Genomic DNA, 24295 nt, shown 5'->3' on the forward strand with positions numbered 1-24295 from the left:
TTCGTTTAAATTGAAGTTTTAAAATTCAAATCCTAAAAAACCAAAAAATAAACCTATGAAAACCATCAAAGGACCAGCACTATTTTTGGCCCAGTTTGCAGATGACGTGGCCCCGTTCAATAACCTGAAAAACATATGTGAGTGGGCAAAGGGCATCGGCTACAAAGGCGTTCAGATTCCCTCTTGGGATTCCCGACTTATCGATTTGCAAAAAGCCGCAGAAAGCAAGACCTATGCGGACGAAATAATGGGTACTGTAAAGGAAGCGGGCTTAGAGATCTCAGAACTTTCCACCCACCTACAGGGGCAACTGGTAGCGGTACACCCTGCCTACAATGAACTCTTCGACGGGTTTGCTCCAAAACAATACCATGGAGACCTGAAAGGGAAAGCCGAGTGGGCTACCCAACAGCTAAAATATGCGGCCAAAGCCTCTGCCAATATGGGTTTAACAGCCCACGCTACCTTTAGCGGTGCTTTGCTTTGGCAAACGGTATATCCTTGGCCTCAAAGACCCGCAGGTCTTGTAGAAACCGGATTTGCAGAATTGGCCAGAAGATGGATGCCGATCCTGGATGAATTTGAAAATCACGGTGTGGACGTTTGTTATGAGCTTCACCCCGGGGAAGACCTTCATGATGGAATTACCTTTGAGATGTTCTTGGAGCATGTCAACAACCATCCACGTGCCAATATCCTCTATGACCCAAGCCACTTTGTCCTTCAATGTTTGGACTATGTGGAATTCATTGATTTTTACCATGATCGGATCCGGATGTTCCATGTGAAGGATGCTGAATTCAATCCAACGGGAAGACAGGGAGTTTATGGAGGTTATCAAAGTTGGATCAATAGGGCGGGCAGATTTCGCTCTTTGGGGGATGGACAAGTTGATTTTAATGCTATATTTAGCAAATTATCCCAGTATGATTTTGACGGCTGGGCGGTACTGGAATGGGAATGCGCCATCAAACACCCTGAGGCGGGTGCGATAGAAGGAGCCAAATTCATTTCAGAAAAAATTATCAGGGTTACAGAGAAAGCTTTCGATGACTTTGCCGCAACCGGTAAAGACGAAAACTTAAATAAAAAGATATTGGGAATTTAACCATTGTAAATCAGTGTAATTATGAATATTTTAAAACCATTTTCCTTAGGCTTGATTGCCTTTTCAGTTTTGGCGGTCTCCTGTGGCGGAGGATCTGACAGCAGTACTTCAACCACCACTACTACACCACCGCCGAGTGCTCCTGCGGAGCTTAGTTTAGAAGACAGATACAAGGATGATCCTGATTATATCAAAGGCCTGGCCTTGATGAAGGAATCAGATTGTCCCAGCTGCCACATGGTAGAAAGAAAAATTGTTGGACCTTCATACGCAGAAGTAGCTGCCAAATATGAGAACACAGAAGAAAACGTGAATTTGCTGGCTGGAAGAGTGATATCCGGTGCAGTGGGTGTCTGGGGAGAAATACCAATGCCTGCACATCCCACGCTCTCTGAAGAAGATGCCAAGCAAATGGTGAAATATGTATTGTTGTTGAAAAAATAAAAACCATGACAAAACCATCAATGATAATGGCCCTTGCGGGCCTTTTCTTATTTAATTGCAGCAGCCCAAATGAAAGTTCAACCGTGGAGATAGAAACAGTTTCGGATTTAGGTTCTGGATCTTGGATCAATCTTTTGGAGGGTGATAACCTCAATAGTTGGTCAACTTTTAAAAAAGACGGCATAGGCTCGGCCTGGAAATTGGAAGACGGAGTACTCCACTTGGACCCAAGTGAGGGTCAGGGGGGTGATCTTGTTACCAAACAGTCATTCGGTGATTTTCACCTGAAAATGGAATGGAAAATATCCGAAAACGGTAACAGTGGCGTCATGTTTTATGTACAGGAAAGCGAAGAATACAACTACCCTTGGGAAACCGGTCCTGAAATGCAGCTTTTGGATAATGACGGCCATCCTGATGGAAAAATCATCACCCATCGAACTGGAGATCTCTACGATTTGATAGAATCCTCAGCAGAAGTGGGTAAGTCGGTTGGTGAGTGGAATGAAGCTGAGGTGATCTCAAAAGATGGAAAATTGGAGTTTTACCTCAACGGTACCCAAACCATCTCCACCACCCTTTGGGATGACAACTGGGAAGCCTTGGTAGCTGGCAGCAAATTCAAAGACATGCCTGGTTTCGGAAAATTTAAAGAAGGAAAAATTGCCCTTCAAGACCACGGGGATAAGATTTGGTTTAGAAACGTTCAGATTAAAGAACTATAATATTTTGTATATAAAGCGAGTAAAAAAACCTGTCTGAAACCATCGACAGGTTTTTTTAATTAATCACTAAAAATCTCTTTGATCTTTTGGAGATATATTGGATGATAGGTCATGCCATTGTGTCCTTGGTTATCCAGTAGGATCAAGTCTTCCACATTTTCCCCTATTTCGTTGAGTTGCATGGTAGCCTCCATAGGTATGATGTCATCTTCCCGTCCATGGAACAGCACTACCGGAGACCTAATTGCTTTCAAATAGCGGTGATTTTCAAATGGGTACCTCAACAAAAAGGCCGGAAAAATAGGGAAATGTTTTCTGACCAGTGAATTTAGATTGAAAAACGGTGCCTGAAGAATCAGCATGTTGGGTTGGTTGCCTGCGGCAAGCTGGGTAGCCATACCTGTTCCGATAGAATACCCCAAAACAGTGATGTTCTCTTCGCCATACAGCGCTTTCGCCCAATCATAGGCTTGCTGTGTATCCGAAAAAAGCTGGGTTTCACTTTTGATTTTCCCTTCGCTTTTCCCATATCCCCGATAATCCAACAAAAACACATCCTGCTCCAGGTCTGTGAATACAGAAGCCACCTCCCCCCAAGACCGAAGTGAACCTGCATTTCCATGTAGGTAGAATACCAAACCTTTGGGATCCTTTGTCTTAAAAAGAAGGCCGTGAAGTGTGATTTGATCATGGGTAGGAATCCATATTTCTTCAAAATCCCCATCAAACCCAAATTCAAAGTCCGAGGGCAGCTGTTCAGGGAAAAAAATGAGTTTTTCCTGAAAGTAATAGACCAATCCACAAACGATGAGGTAGATGGGAACCAAAAATTTCAATAAGCCCAGTAGAAGCGTTTTCATAGTTTGCTGTAATTTGATGTATTTTTTTCATGCCTACGATTTAGCATGAAAAATGGGTAGGTTAAAGAAAGACAGTTAACTTTTTTTTGTAAGCCATTGGGGTATTGCCCATTTGGTCTTTGAACTGCTTGTTGAAATTGGATAAGGTATTGAAACCACATTCGTAACAGATCTCACTAATGTTCATATCCGCCTCATGCAGTAGCTTACAGGCATGACTGATTCTGACGCCGGACAAAAATTCCGAAAATGTTTTGTTCATACGGGAAGCAAAATACCTGCTAAATGCACTTTCAGTCATGTTGGCCAAAGCGGCTACATCAGCCAAAAGAATTTTTTGCCTAAAATTTTCAATAACATATTCATACACTTTATTCATTCGGTCTTTTTCAGACTCCTTGTTGTTGTTGATGTAGCCTGACCCGGTGACCGGCAGGCATTCATCAGATTCAGAGATGATCTTCAGAATCTTCAACAACACCAATACGCTATCCACACCGCTCAACCTTAAAAGTTTTCTCATCAATTTCCTCACAACCAGATTAGTACTTCCCGCAATCTCCAACCCCCTGTTGGACTGTTCCAAAAGGACTTTGATGGCCTCAAACTCTTCTTTCCTAAAAATGGTATCTCCCAAAAACCCTTCGTTGAAATAAATCACAATACCACGGGTAATCAATTGACTGTCTTTTTCAAAATAAACCTGGTCGTTGCGCCATAAATGGGGTAGGTTAGGACCTGTTAACACCAAATCATTCTCCTTGAAGGCTTGCATTTGATCTCCAACAAACCGGGTGCCCTTTCCTTCCAAAACCAAAAAAAGCTGGTATTCTTGATGGAAGTGCCAGTTTTTGTCAAAATACGGGGCAACCAATTCTTTTACGACGAAGGCCTTTGATTCGGAAATTCTTGTTTTTTCTAAAGCCTGCTTCATGAATTAAGCTAATTTTGTTATTAATGTAGCTAAAAATTAATAAATACATCAAAATACAGTCACTTTTGAGCAAAAAACAGGAGGAATAAGTTTTGAAAATTGGCCAAATTGAATGCTATAACCTTTTGATACAATTTTCCCAAAATGACAACATTTAAAAATCTACCAGTGATCATTTACATTTTGGTTTTGGTAGGATGTGGGCAAAAACCTGCATATCAAGCACTGTCAGACGAGCCCAGAAGAGCTGAAATTTTATTTTTGGGACACGGTAGCCGACACCACAACAGTGAAAAACTCTTCCCTTTTTTGGCGAAACCTCTTTTTCAAAAAGGTATCAATTTCACCTACACCAACGATCCGGATGATTTAAATGAAACAAATCTCAAGAATTTTGACGGGGTGGCTATTTACGCCAACCATGATGAAATCACATTGGAACAAGAAAAAGCCCTGAAAGATTTTGTGGAAGGCGGAAAGGGATTGATCCCGCTACATAGTGCTTCCTTCTGTTTCAGAAACTCCGATTGGTTTGTTTCCACAGTGGGAGGACAATTCAAATCCCATGGAACGGAAGAGTTTACCGTAGATATCATCGCATCAGAACACCCCATCATGGATGGAATAGAAGAATTTGAAACATGGGATGAAACCTATGTACATTCCAAGATCAACCCGGACATGACTGTCTTGATGGAGAGGGCTGAAGACGATCACCGGGAACCTTGGACCTGGATAAGAACGCAAGGCAAAGGGAGGGTATTTTACACGGCATATGGCCATGATGAACGCACTTGGTCCCAAGTTCAGTTTCAAAATCTGGTGGCCAACGGCATCCTGTGGGCTGTTGGTGATAAGGTTGCCGGGCAGGTTGCTGCCTATGGTATTCCCCAGCCTCGATTTGAAGAAGCGGTGATTCCAAATTATGAAAACAGAGAGCCCGCTCCAAAATTCCAACATCCTTTGTCCCCTGAAGAATCCATGAAATTGGTTCAGGTACCTGTAGGCTTTGAATTGCAATTGTTTGCAGCCGAACCTGACATTGTCAATCCAATGGCCATGTGTTGGGATGAAAAAGGAAGACTCTACGTGATAGAAACCGAAGATTATCCAAATGAGGTAAGAAAAGAAGGGGGCAATGACAAAATAAAAATTCTGGAAGATACCAATGGAGATGGTAAAGCGGATAAAATTACTGTTTTCGCTGACAATCTGAATATCCCTACCAGTTTAGTGGCAATTAACGGTGGAATATTGATTTCCATGGCTCCTGATTTTATTTTTCTCAAAGACACCAATGGAGACGGAAAGGCCGACCTTAGAGAAGTGGTCATTACTGGCTGGGGAAAGAGTGACACACATGCCGGTCCATCCAATTTGAAATATGGATTTGACAATAAAATCTGGGGCGTACTGGGTTATGCAGGGTTCAATGGTGAAGTGGATGGCAAACCATTTCGCTTTTCCCAAGGTGTTTACCGATTTTCCCCGGAAGGAAAGGATTTTGAATTTCTGGGATCGACAAGCAACAATACCTGGGGCTTGGGGTTCACTGAGGATTTCAATGTATTCATCTCTACCGCCAATGGCCAACACAGTGCTTATCTGGCCATGAACAACACGTTCGTGCCAAGGGCAATTGCCGGAGGAATGAACAATGCTGTATTCGGTATCGACAGTCATTTTGATATGCCCCATCTTACTCCGGCACTAAGGCAGGTAGATTACCATGGTGGCTATACAGCAGCAGCAGGTCACAATTTTTATACGGCAAGAAATTTTCCCAAATCCTACTGGAACAGGATTGCCTTCGTCGCGGAACCCACTGGTAGGGTGTTGCACAACGCCATCATTGAAAAAGAGGGGTCTGGCTTCATCGAGAAAAACGGGCACAATATTCTGGCTAGTTCCGATGAGTGGTTTTCTCCGGTTCATGCAGAAGTAGGTCCTGATGGGGCTTTGTGGATTGCAGACTGGTACAATTTCATCATCCAGCACAATCCAACGCCCAAGGGATTTGACAATGGCCCGGGAAATGCCTACATCAATCCCATGAGGGACAGCAAACATGGAAGAATTTATCGCCTTGTATACCGAGGAGGACCAGAATATACCACGCTGTCAGTCAATCCCAGCAAAAACAAAGAATTAATCAAAGCGCTCAAAAGCGATAATATGTTTTGGAGGATAACTGCGCAGAGACTGATAGTAGAAAACCAAAATACCACCATCAAAGGCGAGCTCTACAAACTGATCGACAACAATCAGGTGGATGAGCTAGGGCTCAATCCATCCGCTATCCATGCACTTTGGGCTTTGCACGGCTTAGGCTTATTGGATGGCTCTGACAAAAATTCCATTCAGATGGCCACCAAAGCCCTTCAACACCCTTCCGCAGGAGTAAGAAAGAATGCGGTGGATGTTTTGCCTAATACGGCAGATACCTATAAATCGATCACTTCCTTCAACCTTCATCAAGATTCAGATCTGACCGTCAGAAAAACAGTGTTCAAAAAACTCTCCCAAATACCTGCTTCCAAGCAAATAAGCAATCTTTTGTACGAGTCGAGTCTGGAGGAGTCCAATGCAAATGACAAATACCTTCCTCAGGTAATCTTTGCGGGAGTGATGAATCATCCTGCATATTTCGAGGAAAACATCAGCAAACTTTTTCCTAAGGAAGGTCCGGATTCTTTGTACTCTTTGACAGAGCGACTGGCCAAAAGCTTGATCGAAGAGGAATATTATCTGGACAGAAGGTCCGGAATCAGCAGTCCCCCGGATGTAAGAGGAAAGGAAATCCGAATAAGAACACAGTTGTCAAAAGGTAATTCGGAGTTGGAGGGGGTAATCATCGCCCAAGGGAACAGCGAAGACGGTTATTCATTGTTTGCCAAAGACAATGCCTTGACCTGGGTGGTCAAACAAGGGGGCAAGACTTATCGGGTTACTTCTCCTAAAAACCTTCCCAACAGTTTGTTTGTCGTCCACGCCAATCTATTGGAAAATGGTGAAATGAACTTACTCATAGATGGTAAAGTAGTTGGCAAAACTCAAGTTCCTGCTTTGTTCCAACAAACCTTAACACCCGAAAGAGTCAGGGTGGGCAACGACATGGAAGGTGATGACCAAGTGGGTGATTTCGATGGACCGGCCTGGTTCAGGGGAAGGATGGGCAGAGACAGTTACCTCAGTTTAAAGGATCCTAGCCTTGGGCTGGAAAAAATGCTTTCCCAAACTGCTGATGTGGATGGCCCAGCCATTTCCAGGGAGCGTGCTACAGTTATAAAAGTGGGGGTAATCCCCCATGAAATGAAATTTGACAAAACGACCTTTAAAGTAAAAGCGGGTCAGCCCATCATCATCGACTTTGAAAACAAGGACTTTATGCAACACAACCTTCTGATCGGTACATTGGGATCCCTAGAGATAATAGGAAAGGCAGCGGACGAAATGGCAAGGGACCCACAGGCAGTGGAAAAAAATTATGTGCCTGATATTCCTGAAATCCTGGTGGCTTCCAGATTGGTTGATCCTGAAAACCTGGAATCCATCATGTTTGTGGCGCCATCCCAGCCCGGTGAATATCCTTTTGTCTGCACAGTTCCAGGTCACTGGCTGATGATGAATGGCATAATGGTCGTTGAATAAACCGAAAATATAATGTCATTAAATGTAACCTTTGGGGTGAGCACATGGCTTTGGACTTCCCCTTTTCAAAGCAAAACTTTGGAGCTCTTTCCAAAAATCAAGAAAATGGGGTACGATGTGGTGGAAATTCCCGTGGAAGACCCTCAGCTCATCGATGTCAGTGAGGTGAAAAAAGCCTTGGATGACCATGGACTAAAAGTGGTCATTTGCGGGGCGTTTGGGCCTACAAGGGACTTGACCCATGACGATCCCAAATACCATCAAATCTGTTTTGATTATTTGGATGCTTGTTTTGAAATCAGCAATGCTTTAGGTGCTGAATTTGTAGCAGGGCCCATGTATTCAGCTGTAGGAAAAGCAAGGCTGGTTTCAGAGGATCAGCGGAAGACTGAATGGGAAAGGGCGGTCAACAACCTCTTCAAGGTCTGCCAAAATGCCGAAAAATCAGGGCAGAAAATTGCCTTGGAAACTTTAAACCGCTTTGAAACAGACTTGATCAACACCACTCAGGAACTGATGCGATTGATAAAGGACATAAACCACCCCGCTGCTAGGGTGCTTTTGGATGGGTTTCACTTATGTATAGAGGAAGCAGACATGGAACAAGCTTTTCACAATGTGAGAGACAAATTAATCCACGTACAGGTCTCGGAAAACCACCGGGGTATCCCAGGCACTGGTCAGACAGACTGGAAAGCTTTGAGAAAAGGCCTAGAGGCCACCAATTATTCCGGGGTGATTTCCATAGAAAGTTTCACTCCCAATGTGCAGGAATTGGCTGGAGCGGTATGTATATGGAAACCGCTGGCACCTAGTCAGGATGAATTTGCTGCTCAGGGATTGTCCTTCTTGAAAAAATGGATTGCAGGAAACCCATAATGAAAATAAACAAAATTTATAACCCAATTAAAGATAACATGACCCAGAAAAAAATCAACATCGCTATCATCGGCCTTGGATTTGGGGCGGAATTTATCCCCATTTACCAAAAACATCCCATGGCCAACATGTATGCCATCTGTCAGCGCAACGAAGCCAAGTTGAATGAAATTGGAGATGCTTTTGGAGTAGAGGAAAGATACACAGATTACGATGAACTGCTTAAGGATCCCAACATTGATGCGGTCCATATCAACACTCCCATCCAAGCCCATGCTGAACAATCTTTGAAAGCCTTGAAGGCAGGAAAACATGTCGCCTGCACAGTACCTATGGCCACCACGGTGGAAGAATGCCGGCAAATCGTGGAAGCCTGTGAAGAAACCGGCCTGACCTATATGATGATGGAAACAGTGGTTTATTCCAGGGAATTTCTTTTTGTCAAGGAAATGTATGAAAAGGGAGAATTGGGGAAAATCCAGTTTCTCCGAGCCTCACATCAGCAGGAGATGGCCGGATGGCCGGGTTACTGGGAGGGGTTGCCTCCCATGCACTATGCCACCCACTGTGTGGGACCGGTATTGGCCCTACCCAAAGCACAGGCGGAATATGTTTCCTGTTTTGGATCAGGTAGAATCGATGAAAACCTGATTGAAAAATATGGGTCTCCCTTCGCCATTGAGACCTGCCACATCAAATTAAAAGATTCCGATCTTTCGGCAGAGGTGACTCGGTCTCTATTCAACACAGCCCGACAGTATAGGGAAAGCTTTGATGTTTATGGATCCAAAAAATCATTTGAGTGGACTTTGATTGAGCATGAGGATTCCGTGATCCATATCGGAGAAGCGCCTTCTAGGGTGAAAATACCCGATTATGCCCATTTATTGCCTAGTGAAATTGCCTCTTTTACCACTGCCGGTGTATATGATTCGGATGACAATCAGCACCTCTCCTTTATTCAGGGTGCAGGACATGGTGGAAGCCATCCCCACTTGGTGCATGAATTTCTAACTGCTTTGACCGAAGGTAGAGCACCCTATCCAGATGCAAGGGAATCTGCCAACATTACCTGCGTGGGTATTTTGGCCCATGAGTCTGCGATGGAGGGCGGTAAGATCATTAAGCTGCCGGAGTTTACATTGAAATGAGGGATTGATAAATTTTAAATGGATTTATCGCCAGAATTCCCTAAAACGACCTTTAAATCCGTTTTTTGATATTAAAGATATTGAAACTTGATACTGGATATTAATGGATATTTTGCTAATTCCAATTAATATTTTGTGCTTTAGGAACACCTGAGAGAATATGATTTTTACTCAGGTGTTTTTTTCATTATCTTACCCTTTCATTATCTCCTCCAATACCCAATTGGTTCTTGCAGCAGTTATTCCGGTGCTGGGGCATTTTCCTTCTCCCCTTAATTCCTGCACAATACTGCTGATCAGGTCAAATTGGATATGGGGATGCAAATCATACTGAAATAATTTCTCGCCATCTTGATCTGTTACCATCCTAAACTCCCCTTTGCCGAAGGTTTCATAACTGATGAAACCCTTGTCTCCATGAATCACAGTTTGGTCAATTGAACCTGACTTGGAACTGCTGAAACACCAATTTCCGGTGCCATGCACACCGCTCTCAAAAACAAAATTGCCTACTACCATGTCCTCGGCGAGATATTGTCCGGCTTGATTGGCGTGGTGGCCTGAGGCTGATATGACGGGTCCGAACAAAAAATCAAGAAAATCCAATTGATGAGAAGCCAGGTCATAAAAATACCCCCCACCCGCTATTTCAGGATTGACCCGCCAGTTGTCCTCCTTCTTACCAACAAGCTGCGGGACAAGGCTTTGATTCAGCTGAATATGTACTGACCGAACCTCTCCAATTTTCCCCGACTCAACCATTTCTTTGATTTTTACAAAATGAGGCAACGCCCTTCTGTAGTAAGCGACAAAAAGTGGTTGGCCTGCCAAATCACAGGCTTGGATCATGGCTTGGCACTCTTTCAGATTCCTGGCCATGGGCTTTTCCACATACACAGGTTTCCCGGCAGCAGCGGCTAGCTTCGTATAGCGTGCATGGGTATCGGGTGGCGTAGCGATGTAGATGGCATTGACTTCTGGATCTTCGATCAGCGCCTGGGCATCATCATACCACTTGGGTACCTTGTGCCGAACGGCATAATCCGCTGCTTTCTCCCCATTTCGGCGCATGACGGCTACCAAGCTTGAATGGGGAATCAACTGCATGGCCGGGGCACTTTTTACCTCACAGACATTGCCCACGCCTATGATTCCCCATCTGATGCTTTCTAACTTTTTGTTCATGAATAAAAATTACCCCTTTGATAATTCCAATACCTGTTGCCAGATTTCAGGGTCTACTGGCACGCCCTTTTCCAAATTTTCCTTTCTTGTTTTCAAGGTACCTTCACCCGGATACCTTACCTCCTTATCATCAAAAACTTCCGTTTGGGAAAAATTATCAATCAAACCATCCAGGATTTCATCTGAAAAATCCAAGCCTAGCTTTGGTAGGTAAAAACAAAGAAAAAACTGCGAAAGTCCCGTTTCCTTTTTTCTTTTTCCAACCTGATAGGCAGCCTGACCTTCAGAAAGCAAAGCTGCCAACACATCCAGCATCAAGGAAAGCCCTGCTCCTTTCCAAAGCCCGATGGGCAAGGCGAGGTGACGGTCAATGATTGTTTTAGGGTCTTTGGTCAGGTTACCTGCTTCATCAAAGCCTGCTTCAAAGGGCATTTCCTGACCGGCCCTTGCATAGGCCTGCATTTTCCCATAGGCAAATTGAGACATGGCCATGTCCAAAACCAAAGGCCCGGCTTTGCGGGGTACGGCTATGACAAGGGGATTGTTCCCCAACAGCGGCTGAGAACCTCCCCAAGCAGGCATATTGGGTATGGTATTGGAAAAACAGATGCCTATGCAACCCGCTTCCACCGCTTGCCAGCCATAATTCCCAGCCCTCATCCAATGGTTGGTTTGCCGAAGGGCAACTGCTCCCATGCCAAAGTTTTTGGCCATCTTGATGGCTTTTTCCATGGCAAAGTGTGCATTCAGGTTGCCGGGACCAAAATGCCCATCAAATCTCTCAAAAAATCCATTGGACCATAGGGATTCCGGCTTGGCCCTAGGATCGATATGCCCTTCCTGAACAAACTTAAGGTAGGTGGGAAAGCGATTCAATCCATGAGAAGCTACCCCGTCCAAGCTGGCTTTGGCAAAAAGAGTCGCACTTAACTTTGCTCCCTCTTCGTCAAAACCAAATTGGCTCAATATGGATTCAAAAGTTTGGCACAACTCCACATAGGATATCCTCATGATAATTCCAGTTAAAACTCCAAGATCACAATGGTATCAATTTCCTCCCTCTGCTTTCTAGGTATGCTCAACATGACTCCCAGATCATTCTCTTTGAATGTAACCTTGGAACCATCTTTCATCAAAGAGGCTTTTTTTATTTTTTTGTCCAAAACAGGCATCAAAATGGTCTCGTCTTCCGCATCCATCACATGGACAAATACCTTGTTGTCCTTGGCGGTGGTCACACCCCAATTTCTCGGAGAAACCGGGCCTCCTCGCGTACCATAAATGGATTCTCCGTATTGACCGAGCCATTCGGCCATGACCATCAGGCTGTCCACGTTTTCGGGCTGTAATTTGCCATTGGGGAGTGGGCCTGTGTTCAGAAGAAAGTTGGCATTGGCTCCGGCTGCTCTGACCAGGGTCTGCAGCAGTTGTTTGGTGGTCTTGAACCTCCGGTCTTTGATGTTGTAGCCCCATGAACCATTCATGGTTTCGCACATCTCAAGGGGCAATTCCGAAATGGCACCGGTATGGTTGAATCCCATGGTATTTTGACCGGGCAGGTCCCTTTCAAACATCTGAAAGTCCTCTCCCGGAAATGGCATCAAATGGTGGTTGCTCCCGATCAGCGCACCAGGCTGAAGTGCATGGATCATGGAATAGGTTTTATCCAGTTGCCAGTCTTCGTCCAGTTTGTCCCATTGTCCATCAAACCAAATTCCCCCAATGTCCCCATAATTCGTCAAAAGTTCGGTGAGTTGTGCATTCATATATTCGATGTATCGGTTCCAATCCCCGCTTTCAGGCCTGCCGGTATAGTCCCTGCCCGTCCTGCCCCGTGGAAAATAATCCGGATGGTGCCAGTCCAGCTGGGAATAGTAAAAAAACAACTTGATGCCTTCCCGGTCACAGGCTTCTTTCAACTGCCGGATGACATCTTTACCATAGGGAGTGGCTTTGACAATATTGTAATCTGATACCTCTGAATCGTACATGGCGAAACCATCATGGTGTTTGGAAGTGATAGTGATGTATTTCATGCCTGCCTTTTTGGCAATGGACACCCATTCCTCTGCATCAAATTGAGCAGGATTAAAAAAATCAGGTAAGTTTTCATAGGCATGTATGGGGATCTGTTTCTGGTTCATGATCCATTCTGCAATGCCCATGTCTCCTCCCCCTCCCATCACACTGTAAACCCCCCAATGGATAAAAAGCCCATACTTGGCATCCTGAAACCATTCCCGGTTTTCTAAATTTTCAGGACTGGGAGTGTAATCTTCCTGGGCCTGCAAGCATGGAGAAGCAAGTATCAAAAGAAATCCAATTAGTGTAAGGCAAAGTTTTGTTTTCATGGTTATGGGGTTTAAACAGGTTAATGATAAACCAATTTAACCCGTTTTACCCAATACAAAAAACCTGCGCCAAAGATTCTGCCCGGAATGGATCCGATGTCAAACAAATTATTCCGATTCCAGTCCCGGTATGGCTTGCAGAAGCATGGATTCTCCTTCCTCCCCAAAATAAATGACCAAAAGGTTGAACACGACCTTGTAGGTATGGGCAGCCAACAGTGCCTTATAATAGCGGGATTCATATTCCATCAACTCATTGGGACCTGCGACCAGTGTAGTGCCCACATTCCCAATCAGGAGGGAGTCTCCTTTTACAGTATACCCTCCACCAAAAGCATTGACCGGAGCCACTCCAGAAAAAATATAAGGGAACTGATCTCCATTGGGGGATTGGTTGGGCTCATCAGTGAGCTGCAGTGTAATCTGAAAGTCTCTGGCGGCCCCTCTCTCCGATTCATAGAACCTACATGGTGGGTAAGTGAGTTGTGTAGAGCCGGCCTCCCGAAAGCCAATAAGTTTCCAATTCCACTTTAATGGAAAAACTTCCCCTGTCACTTTGTAGGAGATGGGACAATGGTTGGATTCCTCATCTACATTGCAGGAAACGAGCAAAGCCAGGCAAAAGAGTCCAAAAATGGTATTGGAAAGAATATTTGATGGTCGCAATGGAAATATATCGGTCATGGTATTGACAAGACGCCAATTCCTTTGGAAATGTTTTTTAAACCCAGCAAATTTATTTTTGGGTTGGGGAATTCGGAAAAGTTCCTTTCACCAGATCATTCAGGTACCTTTCAAGATTGGAATAATTGGGACTTAGCTGAAAGCTTGCGGCATCGGCTGGATTTTGGATTCATTTGTTGGTAATAGGCCGAATTTTTAAATTCCGAAATTTCATATCAAAGGGCCCTTTCCCTTCCACTCCATGAACCTGTAAACCGATGAATCCTTTTGGATGGGTTTGAAATACCGCCTCATTGGTATGGTCTTCTATCTGATATCCATTGACCCAAGTCTGTATTCTAGGACCTTCAGCAAGGATACGAAGTTCATTCCAACCTTGATTATTATAATATGGATGCCCTTCTTTCATCAATTTTTCTGAAGATAGCCATCCTGTCCCCAGTGCCTCCCCATACAAAACACCGGTAGTAGGAGAATATCCTTCAGGGGTCAACATTTCCTGCCCATGATTTTGTCTGATTTCTATTTGTGGTCCGTACACCCTACCTGCACTTTCATTGTAATGATCACCATGTTTGAGCGATTTGGCAGAGGATCTGATTTGGATTCCCGAATTGGTTATGCTGTCAATCTTTATTTCCATCAATAATTCAAAGTCCCCGAATTCCTCTTTTGTACAAAGGAAGGAATTCTTGCTCCCCTCAACAGTCCGACCTATAATGGCATTATCCTCAACATAAAATTTATGGAAGCCATTCAAGTGAACCCAACCGGCTAAAGATTCCCCATCAAAAAGAGAAATCCACTCATCACTACTTTTCTTTTGAATAGGTGCTGATGCTGATTGGGAAGATTCAGGCAAAGCAAAGGCAATTACCGAATCTCCTGACTTGGTTGCATTTTTCCCTCCTCCACCAGCTGTAACCACCAAGTATTGTTTCCCTTTGATCATGTAAATACTGGGGATGGTATAGCCTCCGGCAGGCAATTGATATTCCCATAAAATTTTCCCGGAATAGGATTCAAACGCCCTTATCTTTTCATCCGGAGTTGCCGCGATGAAAACTACTCCACCTGCGGTAGTAACGGGGCCTCCAAAATTGACTGAACCGGTATTGCGAATGCCCTTGGAGACCAATTCCGGATATTCCCCCAAAGGCACTTGCCAAAGTATTTCTCCCTCATTCAGGTTGATTGCGCTGAGCGTTCCCCATGGAGGGGATATGGCAGGAGCCCCATATTGATCACGCAGGTATTTGTATCCGTCAATGACAAATTTTGTTTTCCCGGCATCTTCCATTTTCAATTCTTTTCCACTGATCAGTTTTTCCTGTTGCGTTTGGTCGCCTTTAAGAAATGTCACCAATGCTTTGACCTCTTTATCAGAAAGATGATTGAATCCAGGCATCAGGTTTCTCCCCTGACTGATGGTCCTGTAGATCTCCCCATCTTTTAGAGAAAGACTAAGAAGCGGAGGATGGGTAGGTGGGTTACCTTTCAAATCAGCCCCATGGCAGACTGTGCAATGCTTGCTGTACAAAGCTGCGCCCAATTCTATGGGTTCGGAATAGGTGTCTTCCAATTTGTTCCTTACTTCGATAAGTTTGTTGATGCTGGGAAGTTCATTGGCATTCACGTACAAAACATTCAAAAATGGGTCATAAGCACCTCCTCCCCATTCCATTCCTCCTAGGTGCCCCGGCATGGAAATGGTACCACGAAGTGAAGGCGGGGAATAAATTCCTCCAAGATCATACTTCTCAAACTGCTCTGTAGCATATGCGTGGGATTCAGGGGTGACATCGCTGATATCTGCCTCTGTCAAGGTTTGCCTGACCAATGGCAACGGTTTTACTGGAAATGGTTGTGTGGGCCAAGATGCTTCTCCTGGAATATCAGAGGAAGGTATGGGGCGTTCTTCTACCGGAAACAAAGGCTCGCCAGTATCTCTGTCCAAAATAAATGTCAAGCCCATTTTAGTCATTTGCACGACGGCATCCTTTTGCTCACCATTCATTTTTAAGGTTACAAGTATTGGGGCAGGAGGATTGTCATAATCATAAATATCATGTCTCACTGTCTGATAATGCCACTTTCTCTCACCAGTTTTGGCATCCAGGGCAATGACACAATTCCCAAACAGATTATTTCCTTTTCTGAATCCACCATAAAAATCGTTGGCAGGAGAGCCGGTAGCAAAAAACACCCAACCTCTCTTTTCATCAAGTGAAAATCCACCCCAGGGATTGGCTCCACCGTAAATTTCCCCTTCCACCCACTCCCAAGTGTCATGCCCAAACTGGCCTTCTTGCGGAATGGTATGGAAAACCCACTCCAATTCCCCAGTGACTGCATCGTAGGCGCGGACATGTCCAGGTGTGGAATGATAATCCTCAGGAACCTTTGAACCTATAATCAATAGATTTTTAAAAATGATACCGGGAGAGGTCACCTCTATATAAGCTTTGTCCTCATCCATTCCCAGTTTTTGGGTCAGTTGGATATGTCCTCCGTCACCGAAAGAAGGAATAAGTTCGCCTGTTTTCGCATCCAATGCATATACACGGTCTCTAACAAATAGAAATATGCGCTGCCCTTCCTTTCCTTCCCAATACGTAACCCCCCTGTTTCTGCCTCGAAGTACTTTTTGACCTTTATTGTATTTGGAGGATTCAAAAAGCCAGATTTCTTCCCCGGAAACCGCATCCAAAGCTACCGCATTAAGTGCCGGGGTGGAGAGGTACATGATCCCATCTACGATAATGGGATTGCTGTACATATTTGAATTTTCATCCGCATCCCCGGTATGGTATTCCCATACCGGTTCTAGCCTATGTACATTGGCTGCATGGATCTGACCCATTTCCGCATATTGATTGGCCTTCTTATCCCCTCTGTATATTCCCCAATCTATATAATTATCAAGTCTGTCTTGCTCTGGATATTGGGGGGTCAGATCACTTTTTTGATTAAAACTGCAGGCTGCTAGAATGGATAGAAATAAACCAATGGAAAAAGAAGGGATGCATTTTTGGTATGTAAAGAACAAAAAGAAACTATTTAAATGAGTCTGATGATCTGAAGGGAAATCAGGTGTAAATTTCATTTTTCTATACATGCTGAACGCTACCTTTTTTTAAGATATGAAGTGCAAATTTCTTCGCTGAAATCTCTTCAAATGACTATTATTTGTACCTGACATGAATCGGGCTGTTTAAACGATTGGAAAAACCTTGGAGATAGGTCTCCCATTCCTTTTGATTCACGATTTCTCCTGCTTGATCCCAGGCAAACCCAGCAAAGAAAACCACCGTGTTTTCCGAATCCGGGATCAGGTTGACTAAAATATGGCTTTGGTCCCGATGGGGGCTTTCGTGTTTCCTATGGCTTTCTATTTTTGAAGGATCCACCACCATCCCCGTCCCAATAAAGGTACCTTGCATAGGTTCCCAATAACCAAAAAATCCTTTTTGCTCATCCCAAAAAGCCTGCCCTTCATTTTCATGCATGGTCAGACCAACTGTCAAATAAGGCAAAGGTTCTGAACTGTCGATTTTGATTTCGTATTTGGTCAGATGGCTTCCCAGATCCAACTTTATGTGTTTGGTTTCTTTGATAGACATTCCATCTATGGTGTAAGGGGCATAATCCAATTCAAAAACCGTCCTCAGAGGTCCCTCAGCCAAAGTCCTGTAGTTCACAAAATTATCCGCAGCATAAAGGGTGTCACCATCCCAGAAACCGGTTCCACCAATGCCTCTGCTGATTCCGACGTGATAAAAGTCGGCACCTTCGCCAGTGTCTTTGTGGTAGGAGCCTGCACCTGACAGTTCTTTCTCATACCACTTATCAATGATGGGATAAGGTACTTTTTTATGCCAAGCATCGATTCCGCTTGAAAATGTGCCTCCTGGCTCTCCCTCTTTGATCCTTCGCAAAGCGTCCGGGCCATAAGTTCTGAAAGCAACTTTATCATTTTCCCAGGTATAGTCATCTGTCCTTTCCGGTACAAACCTGGAAAATGTCCTGACGTCCGGTGACGAATACGGCCCTGCTGCTTCCACAATTTCCAAGTGCACTTCTTCGTCTTTTTCCAGCTTGACCCCGACCAGCAGGTTTTCCCTATTTCCTTGATCATCCATCAGCCATTGATGGTCCAGCAGTGTTCCGTTGCTGCGGTTTCTAATCCTGAGGTGATCCCATTTTTGATCATCCAGCCCCATATTTACTGATTCAAGGGGCAAATTGACAATTGCATATTCATGGTCAACTCCTGAAACCACCACAAAATAGGAAGGAGCTGCTGGCTCACAGGCCGTGAAGATTAGAAAGAGGATCAAAAACCGAAATACATGAAAGTTCATGGGACTTGGGGATTGATTTAAAATTTGTTTTCTGAGGTAAATCTCACTTCATGCTTTCTATGCAAAGCCTCAAGATAATAATAATCGGCATAAACCAAAGGCACATCAACTTCATGTTCTCCCGGCAAATGACCAGTACTGTGATCCAGGATAAACCCCTTGTTCGCACCCAGATCAGATCGGTAGGAACTGGTTAGATTATCCAAAACCTGTATGGCTGTCCGTCTGTAGTAATGATCATTCCCTGGCAAATATCCGTCGAGTTCGAGCATGGCAGAAGCCATGATGGCTGCCGCTGATGCATCCCTGGGCGCATAGGGAATATCAGGTGCATCATAATCCCAATAGGGCACCAAATCCTCCGGCATATTGGGATGATCCAGCATCAGCTTGGCGATTCTTTCCGCCATTTCCAGGTATTTCACTTTTCCCGTTTCCCGATAACACATCACATATCCATACAATCCCCAAGCCTGTCCTCTGGACCAAGCAGATTCATGGGCGTATCCCTGATGGGTGTGTTTGTTCCTGACCTCACCAGTCAGGGTGTCATAATCAATGACATGATAAGAACTGAAATCGGCTCTAAAATGATTGGCTAAGGTAGTCTCAGCATGGGCGTCCGCTACTTTGTAATAGGAGGAATCCCCGGTCGCTTTTGTGGCCCAAAACAAAAACTCAAGATTCATCATGTTGTCAATGATGACAGGAAACTGCCATTTATCCCTATTGTGGTCCCAAGACCGAATGGCTCCTACTCTTTCATCAAATCTCGATATCAATGCATCCGCCGCATCTAACATGACTGCGTGATACTCCTTATTACCGGTCAGCTGAAATCCCTTTCCAAAACTATTGTATATCATGAACCCAAGGTCATGCGTCCCCCGGTAATTTTTAATCGATTCAAGAGGCGCGGTGAATTCCATGGCCTTCTGTTTCCAAAAATCTTCTCCGGTGGCTTCGTACATCCACCACAGGTTGCCCGCAAAAAACCCACTTGTCCAATCCCTCGGCTTCACCAAAAACAAAGTATCTGCCCTCAGCGATCTTGGGCTGACCAGTTCAGGATAATTAAGTCTAACTTTTTCTATCTCCTCAAAGGCTGTTTTTAACTGTTCACCTGCAAATTCCATTTCATCCAGATTGAAATCCCGACTTTTGCAGGACAGAAAAAAGATGAAGAAACAGGGCATCCAAAAAACAATGGATTTTAAAGGGCGTTTTTTTAATCTAATCATGATTTGGCTGGTATAAATGATCCATATAAAAGCCTGGGAGATCTACTCTCCCAGGCCTTAAAATTTTTTTTTATGCTATTAATACCCTGGGTTCTGTGGAGCCAAGTTCGGATTGGTTTCCAATTCCTGGCGGGGTATTGGCATCAGATAATCTCTGGATTCAGAAAAGTTGGGCTGAGGTTCAAGGGAATCAGGACCAAGAAAGGCCTGATTTCCAAGTCTCCTTCTCTTGATGTCATACCACCTTTTGAATTCAAATGCCAGTTCCAACCTTCTTTCTTCCAAAACCAGTTCGATAAAGGCATCTTTACCCATGCCGGGCATCACATCTTCCGGAAATGCATTCATGACACCTGCCTCATTTCTGGCTCTCTCCCTTATCAGGTTCACATAGCCAACAGCTTCTGGATTTCCTCCTCCACTGATTTCTCCCAATGCTTCAGCTGCAGTCAACAAAACCTCCGCGTATCTCATCGCAGAATAGTTGTGATCACTGAACTGCATCTCCCCTTGAGCCCTTCCGGGAAATCTGGAATATTTGGCGATGTGCGGTCTTTGGGTGTTTACAAAATTTTGAAATGGTTGTAAAGTTCCACCCATCATGATTTCAGCATCGAAGCTCACTCTTTTTCTGTAATCCCTGTCATCCCAGGTATCATACACTTTCATGGAAGGCACCAAAACACTCCACCCGGATATGTCTGCTCCCCTGATACCGGTCATAGAGGCATTGTAATCCACATTGACATTACTGGGACCACTTTGTAATCCAAGAAAATCCACTGCAAAAACATGTTCGATAAGACCATCAGCGGCACTTGCGATATACAAATCCTGGAAATCCTCCACCAAACCATAGCCAAACCGGTCTTTGTTGTCAATCACCCATTTGGCTTCTTCGTAGGCTTGTTGGAAATTTTCCAATGTAAGGTGCAAGGTGGCCAAATAAGATGCTGCCGTCCCTTTGGTGGCCCTGGTCCTCACCCCATTGGCATGTTGGTCAGGCAACCATTCCTTGGCAAATTCAAAATCCAATTGGATATTGTTATAGATTTCGGGTACACTGGTTTTTTCCAATGTTTTTACCAGTTCAGGATTACTGATGAAGAAGTCTATGTAGGGTATTTCACCAAAATTTCTCACCAAATGGAAATAAGCGAAGGCCCGCATGAACCTGGCTTCAGCTATCAATGGATTGAGGACAGATTCCGCCGCATCGACGCTTTCAGCTCCAGCTATGGCAGCGTTGGCAGCACTGATCACTTGGTACCAGACTGGCCAAAAAACCGTCACCATACCATTGTTATCGTCCATGTTGAAATCATTCATTTGCTGCCTGGCTGCAGGAGTACCCCGGTCCCCGATATCCACCATGTCGCCTCTCAACATCAATGCTGATACAAACTGCCTTCCGTAAAGAGCTTCTGTGGCCAATAAACCAACAGAACCTAATACTGCAACTTCCACATCATTGGGTGTATTGAAAAGACCTTCCGGAGCCAATACCCCCACCGGTCTTTCCTCCAAATCCGTGCATCCCCAAGTCATTGCAAAGAGGCAACAAAAAGAGCATATTATATTTATTTTTTTCATGATCTTATTGAGTAAAATTAATGTAATTAAAATCCTATATTCAAACCCAAGGTATATGATTTGGCATTGGGATAACTTCCGTAATCCAAACCTAAATTCCTGTTTCCATTGGCAGCGCCTCCCGAATTGTAATTCACTTCAGGATCATATCCCTCATAATTGGTGAAAGTCAGGATGTTTTGAGCTGAAGCATAGATCCTCAATCGCTGTACTCCGATTTTTCTGGTCATGTTGAAAGGCAGGTTGTACCCAAGTGCGAGGTTTTTCAACCGAACAAAACTTCCGTCATAAATGAATCGTGTGGAGACCCGTCTTGTTCTTCCTATTGAAGCCCTAGGTACATCTGTATCGGTATTTTGAGGAGTCCACCTGTTCAGGGCATCCGTAGTGGCATTGTTAATACCTGACAACAGGTTCAATTCCATCAAGGTATAACTTAAAATATCATTTCCCTGGGAGCCCTGGAAAAAGATGTTGAGGTCAAAATTCTTCCACCTGAAATCATTGTTCCAGCCAAAAATGAAATCTGGATGAGGATTTCCGATGATTTCTCTGTCATTGGCATTCAAAACCCCATCTCCGTTCAGGTCCGCGAATTTTTCTCCTCCTGCAACTTGCTCAAAACCACCTCCTGGAATAAACGTGTCCCCTTCTTGATAAACCCCTTCATAAATCCATCCGAAGAAACTACCCACAGGAAATCCTTCTCTTAAGATTTGGGTCTGTCCAAGTCCTACCATGTGTCCTGGTCCGGAACCATATAGAATATCATTCCCTCCCGGAAGGCTAAGGACTTTATTCCTGTTTCTGGAAAAGTTGACATCTGTATTCCACTGAAAGGCTCCCGTCAGAATCCTGGCTCCCAAAGTGAGTTCAACACCTTTGTTCTCTACTTTTCCCACGTTTTGAAGCTGATTGGAAAATCCGGAATACTGAGGCAAGGGAACTTCAAATAACAGGTCACTGGTCACCATTCTGTAGTACTCAAAAGTAGCATAAATCCTATCTGACAGGATGGCGATATCCGTACCTATATTGAATTGGGCAGTAGTCTCCCAAGTCAGGTCATTGTTGGCCACAGTTGTGGGCCTGATCGCATTGACCGGCAATCCATTGACAATGGTAAATACATCAGAAAATCTAGCCAAGGTTTGAAATGGCGCGATGGCTTGATTACCCGTAAGCCCATAACTGGTTCTTAGTTTCAATAAACTGATGGTCTGATTATCCTTTAAAAATGCCTCATTTCCCAGGTTCCAGGCCACAGCCCCAGATGGGAAGAAGGCCCATTTGTTGTTGACACTAAAGGTGGATGAGCCATCATACCTGGCATTTAATTGAACCAAAAAACGGTCATCAAACCCATAATTGACCCGCCCGTAAAAAGAGGCCAAGGTCCAGTCTTGCAAAGAGGAACTTGGCCTGAGCCAAACTGATGCCGCACCAAGGTTCCAGAACTCAAAGGCATCTGTGACAAAATTCTGCCCGGCCCCTCCCCAATTTTCATTGGTTTGGCTCTGGTAAGAATAGCCACCCATCACGCTCAGGTTATGCTTTTCGGCATAGGTTTTACTGAACGAAAGGTAATTTTCGTTTAGCAATAAGGTACTTCTTGAGCCGTTGACATTTCCCTGACCCCCCACATTCCGGCCTGCATTTAGGGTGGTGGGGGTATAAGTCCCTATTCTTCCGCTGTTGGTAGTCGCTCCAAGTGTAGTCTTAAAGCTCAAATTCTCAGTGATCTGATATTCCGCAAAAAAGTTGCCTTGAACCCTGTCATTCACGGATTCGTTTTGATATTCCCTTGCCACTGCGACAGGATTATCATGCGGATCATTCATCCTGGCGATGGTATACCGGCCATTTTCATCAAAAATTGGTTGATCCGGTTCAAATTTGAAAGCACCTGCCACTACCCCGGTATTATTGGATCCGCCAGAGCCTTCCTGGGTTCTGGTTCCTTCTTGACTTGATCGCTGCGCAAATATATTCAAACCAAGTTTCAACCTATCAGAAGCCTGGATATTGACATTACTGGTAATGGAAAACCGATTAAATCCAGAACCGATTATTACCCCTTTTTGATCAAAAAATGCACTGGAAACGTAGTAATCCACATTGTCCGCACCCCCTGAAATAGAGAGTTGATGGTTTTGGATATGACCTGTCCTGAATATTTCATCCTGCCAATCTGTATTTGCTCCCAAAGAGGAAAACTGAGGACGGATTTCAGTAATATAGTCCATGAATTCATTGGCATTCAAAAGATCCAATCTGCTGATTTCCTCCTGACTGGAAAAAGCTGTATTGAGTTCGATCCGTGGCGCACCTTTTTTACCCCGCTTGGTGGTGACCATGATGACACCATTGGCTCCTCTGGATCCATATATTGCTGTGGCAGAGGCGTCTTTCAAAACCTCTACAGATTGAATATCTTCAGGTGGAGGCATAGCTGCACCAATAAAGCCATCCACCACGAAAATAGGGTCACTGCTTGCATTGATGGAGGTCCCTCCACGTATCCTTACCTTAAAACTTGCTCCAGGCTCCCCGTTGTTTGCCTGAATCTGCACACCCGCTGCCCTGCCCTGTAAGGCCTGAACCACATTAATGGCTGGAAAAGCCGTCAATTGTTCAGCCTTCACAGAGGAAACGGAACCGGTTAAATCACTTCGTTTTTGGGAACCATATCCGATCACCACCACCTCATCCAATGAGGCAAGGTCACTTTCCATGGTGACATTGAGGATGCTCCAGTTTTCCAAGGGTACCTCTTGGGTCTTGAAACCCATGGATCTGAACACCAAAACGGGATCAGAACCACTGACTTCCAAGGTATACCGACCTTCAAGGTCGGTCACGGTACCTACACCGGTACCTCGCAGCTGAACGGTGACTCCGATAATGGGTTCCCCGTTTTGCTCAGTCACTGTGCCTGATATGCTGCCTGCCTGGGCATACAACGTTTGGCCCGACAGCAACAAACACAGTGAAAAAACCAGACTTAACGCTGGCTTTAAGGTTTTTGATAAATTTTTCATCATGGGTAAATTGTCTAATTGAAAATTTTTGTGCAATCGATTGTACAAATATAATGGTTTAATTTAATTTCAAAAATTTTACAT

17 protein-coding genes are annotated in these 24295 nt (G+C 44.4%); 6 read left to right on the plus strand and 11 right to left on the minus strand.

Translation table 11 applies throughout. The features are described 5' to 3' along the window. Positions 1-55 precede the first annotated feature (55 nt). The 3 genes from H1A14_RS19305 to H1A14_RS19315 are packed head-to-tail and all read left to right on the plus strand — an operon-like array spanning position 56 to position 2277. Positions 56-1108 (plus strand): sugar phosphate isomerase/epimerase family protein, encoded by a 1053-nt coding sequence (locus tag H1A14_RS19305; protein ID WP_194777936.1) that lies wholly within the window; start codon positions 56-58, stop codon positions 1106-1108. Between the two features lie 21 nt (positions 1109-1129). Beyond that, positions 1130-1552: a c-type cytochrome gene (locus H1A14_RS19310; protein WP_194777937.1), complete on the plus strand. Its 423-nt coding sequence runs from the start codon at positions 1130-1132 to the stop codon at positions 1550-1552. Positions 1553-1557: 5 nt separating this feature from the next. Further along, on the plus strand, positions 1558-2277 hold the full coding sequence (locus H1A14_RS19315) for a 3-keto-disaccharide hydrolase (RefSeq protein WP_194777938.1): 720 nt from the start codon (positions 1558-1560) through the stop codon (positions 2275-2277). 59 nt (positions 2278-2336) lie between these two features. On the opposite strand, the gene H1A14_RS19320 is transcribed toward H1A14_RS19315, so the two are convergent. After that, positions 2337-3137, minus strand: a complete 801-nt coding sequence (locus H1A14_RS19320) for an alpha/beta hydrolase (RefSeq protein WP_194777939.1) — start codon at positions 3135-3137, stop codon at positions 2337-2339. Between the two features lie 61 nt (positions 3138-3198). Continuing rightward, complete coding sequence (locus H1A14_RS19325; protein ID WP_194777940.1) at positions 3199-4071, minus strand: AraC family transcriptional regulator; 873 nt, start codon at positions 4069-4071, stop codon at positions 3199-3201. Between the two features lie 144 nt (positions 4072-4215). Between H1A14_RS19325 and H1A14_RS19330 the strand changes: the two genes are divergently transcribed. From H1A14_RS19330 to H1A14_RS19340, 3 genes are read left to right on the plus strand one after another with little or no spacing between them, the layout of a single operon-like run. Continuing rightward, on the plus strand, positions 4216-7722 hold the full coding sequence (locus tag H1A14_RS19330; RefSeq protein ID WP_194777941.1) for a PVC-type heme-binding CxxCH protein: 3507 nt from the start codon (positions 4216-4218) through the stop codon (positions 7720-7722). Between the two features lie 12 nt (positions 7723-7734). After that, positions 7735-8601, plus strand: a complete 867-nt coding sequence (locus H1A14_RS19335; protein ID WP_194777942.1) for a sugar phosphate isomerase/epimerase family protein — start codon at positions 7735-7737, stop codon at positions 8599-8601. Positions 8602-8639: 38 nt separating this feature from the next. Then, complete coding sequence (locus H1A14_RS19340; RefSeq protein ID WP_194777943.1) at positions 8640-9752, plus strand: Gfo/Idh/MocA family protein; 1113 nt, start codon at positions 8640-8642, stop codon at positions 9750-9752. 192 nt (positions 9753-9944) lie between these two features. Here H1A14_RS19340 and H1A14_RS19345 read toward each other — a convergent pair whose 3' ends face one another. From H1A14_RS19345 to H1A14_RS19385, 9 genes are all read right to left on the minus strand, one after another. After that, positions 9945-10937, minus strand: coding sequence for a Gfo/Idh/MocA family protein (locus tag H1A14_RS19345; RefSeq protein ID WP_194777944.1), 993 nt, complete (start codon positions 10935-10937; stop codon positions 9945-9947). 9 nt (positions 10938-10946) lie between these two features. Then, positions 10947-11948, minus strand: coding sequence for a 3-dehydro-L-gulonate 2-dehydrogenase (yiaK, locus tag H1A14_RS19350; RefSeq protein WP_194777945.1), 1002 nt, complete (start codon positions 11946-11948; stop codon positions 10947-10949). Between the two features lie 11 nt (positions 11949-11959). Beyond that, entirely contained in the window at positions 11960-13288 is a 1329-nt protein-coding gene (locus tag H1A14_RS19355) for an alpha-L-fucosidase (RefSeq protein WP_194777946.1), read from the minus strand. Positions 13289-13396: 108 nt separating this feature from the next. After that, positions 13397-13972, minus strand: a complete 576-nt coding sequence (locus tag H1A14_RS19360; protein WP_194777947.1) for an META domain-containing protein — start codon at positions 13970-13972, stop codon at positions 13397-13399. A gap of 169 nt (positions 13973-14141) precedes the next feature. After that, positions 14142-17078 (minus strand): family 16 glycoside hydrolase, encoded by a 2937-nt coding sequence (locus H1A14_RS19365; RefSeq protein WP_194777948.1) that lies wholly within the window; start codon positions 17076-17078, stop codon positions 14142-14144. 79 nt (positions 17079-17157) lie between these two features. Next, the gene (locus H1A14_RS19370; protein ID WP_194777949.1) at positions 17158-18336 is read right to left on the minus strand and encodes a DUF4861 family protein; all 1179 of its coding nucleotides are present in this window, start codon (positions 18334-18336) and stop codon (positions 17158-17160) included. A gap of 17 nt (positions 18337-18353) precedes the next feature. Next, positions 18354-19577, minus strand: coding sequence for a glycoside hydrolase family 88 protein (locus tag H1A14_RS19375; RefSeq protein ID WP_228527884.1), 1224 nt, complete (start codon positions 19575-19577; stop codon positions 18354-18356). A gap of 78 nt (positions 19578-19655) precedes the next feature. Then, positions 19656-21170: a RagB/SusD family nutrient uptake outer membrane protein gene (locus tag H1A14_RS19380; RefSeq protein ID WP_194777950.1), complete on the minus strand. Its 1515-nt coding sequence runs from the start codon at positions 21168-21170 to the stop codon at positions 19656-19658. A gap of 26 nt (positions 21171-21196) precedes the next feature. Next, complete coding sequence (locus H1A14_RS19385; protein ID WP_228527885.1) at positions 21197-24214, minus strand: SusC/RagA family TonB-linked outer membrane protein; 3018 nt, start codon at positions 24212-24214, stop codon at positions 21197-21199. Between the last annotated feature and the right edge of the window lie 81 nt (positions 24215-24295).

It is taken from the genome of Pararhodonellum marinum, assembly GCF_015354735.1.
Lineage (GTDB): Bacteria > Bacteroidota > Bacteroidia > Cytophagales > Cyclobacteriaceae > Pararhodonellum > Pararhodonellum marinum.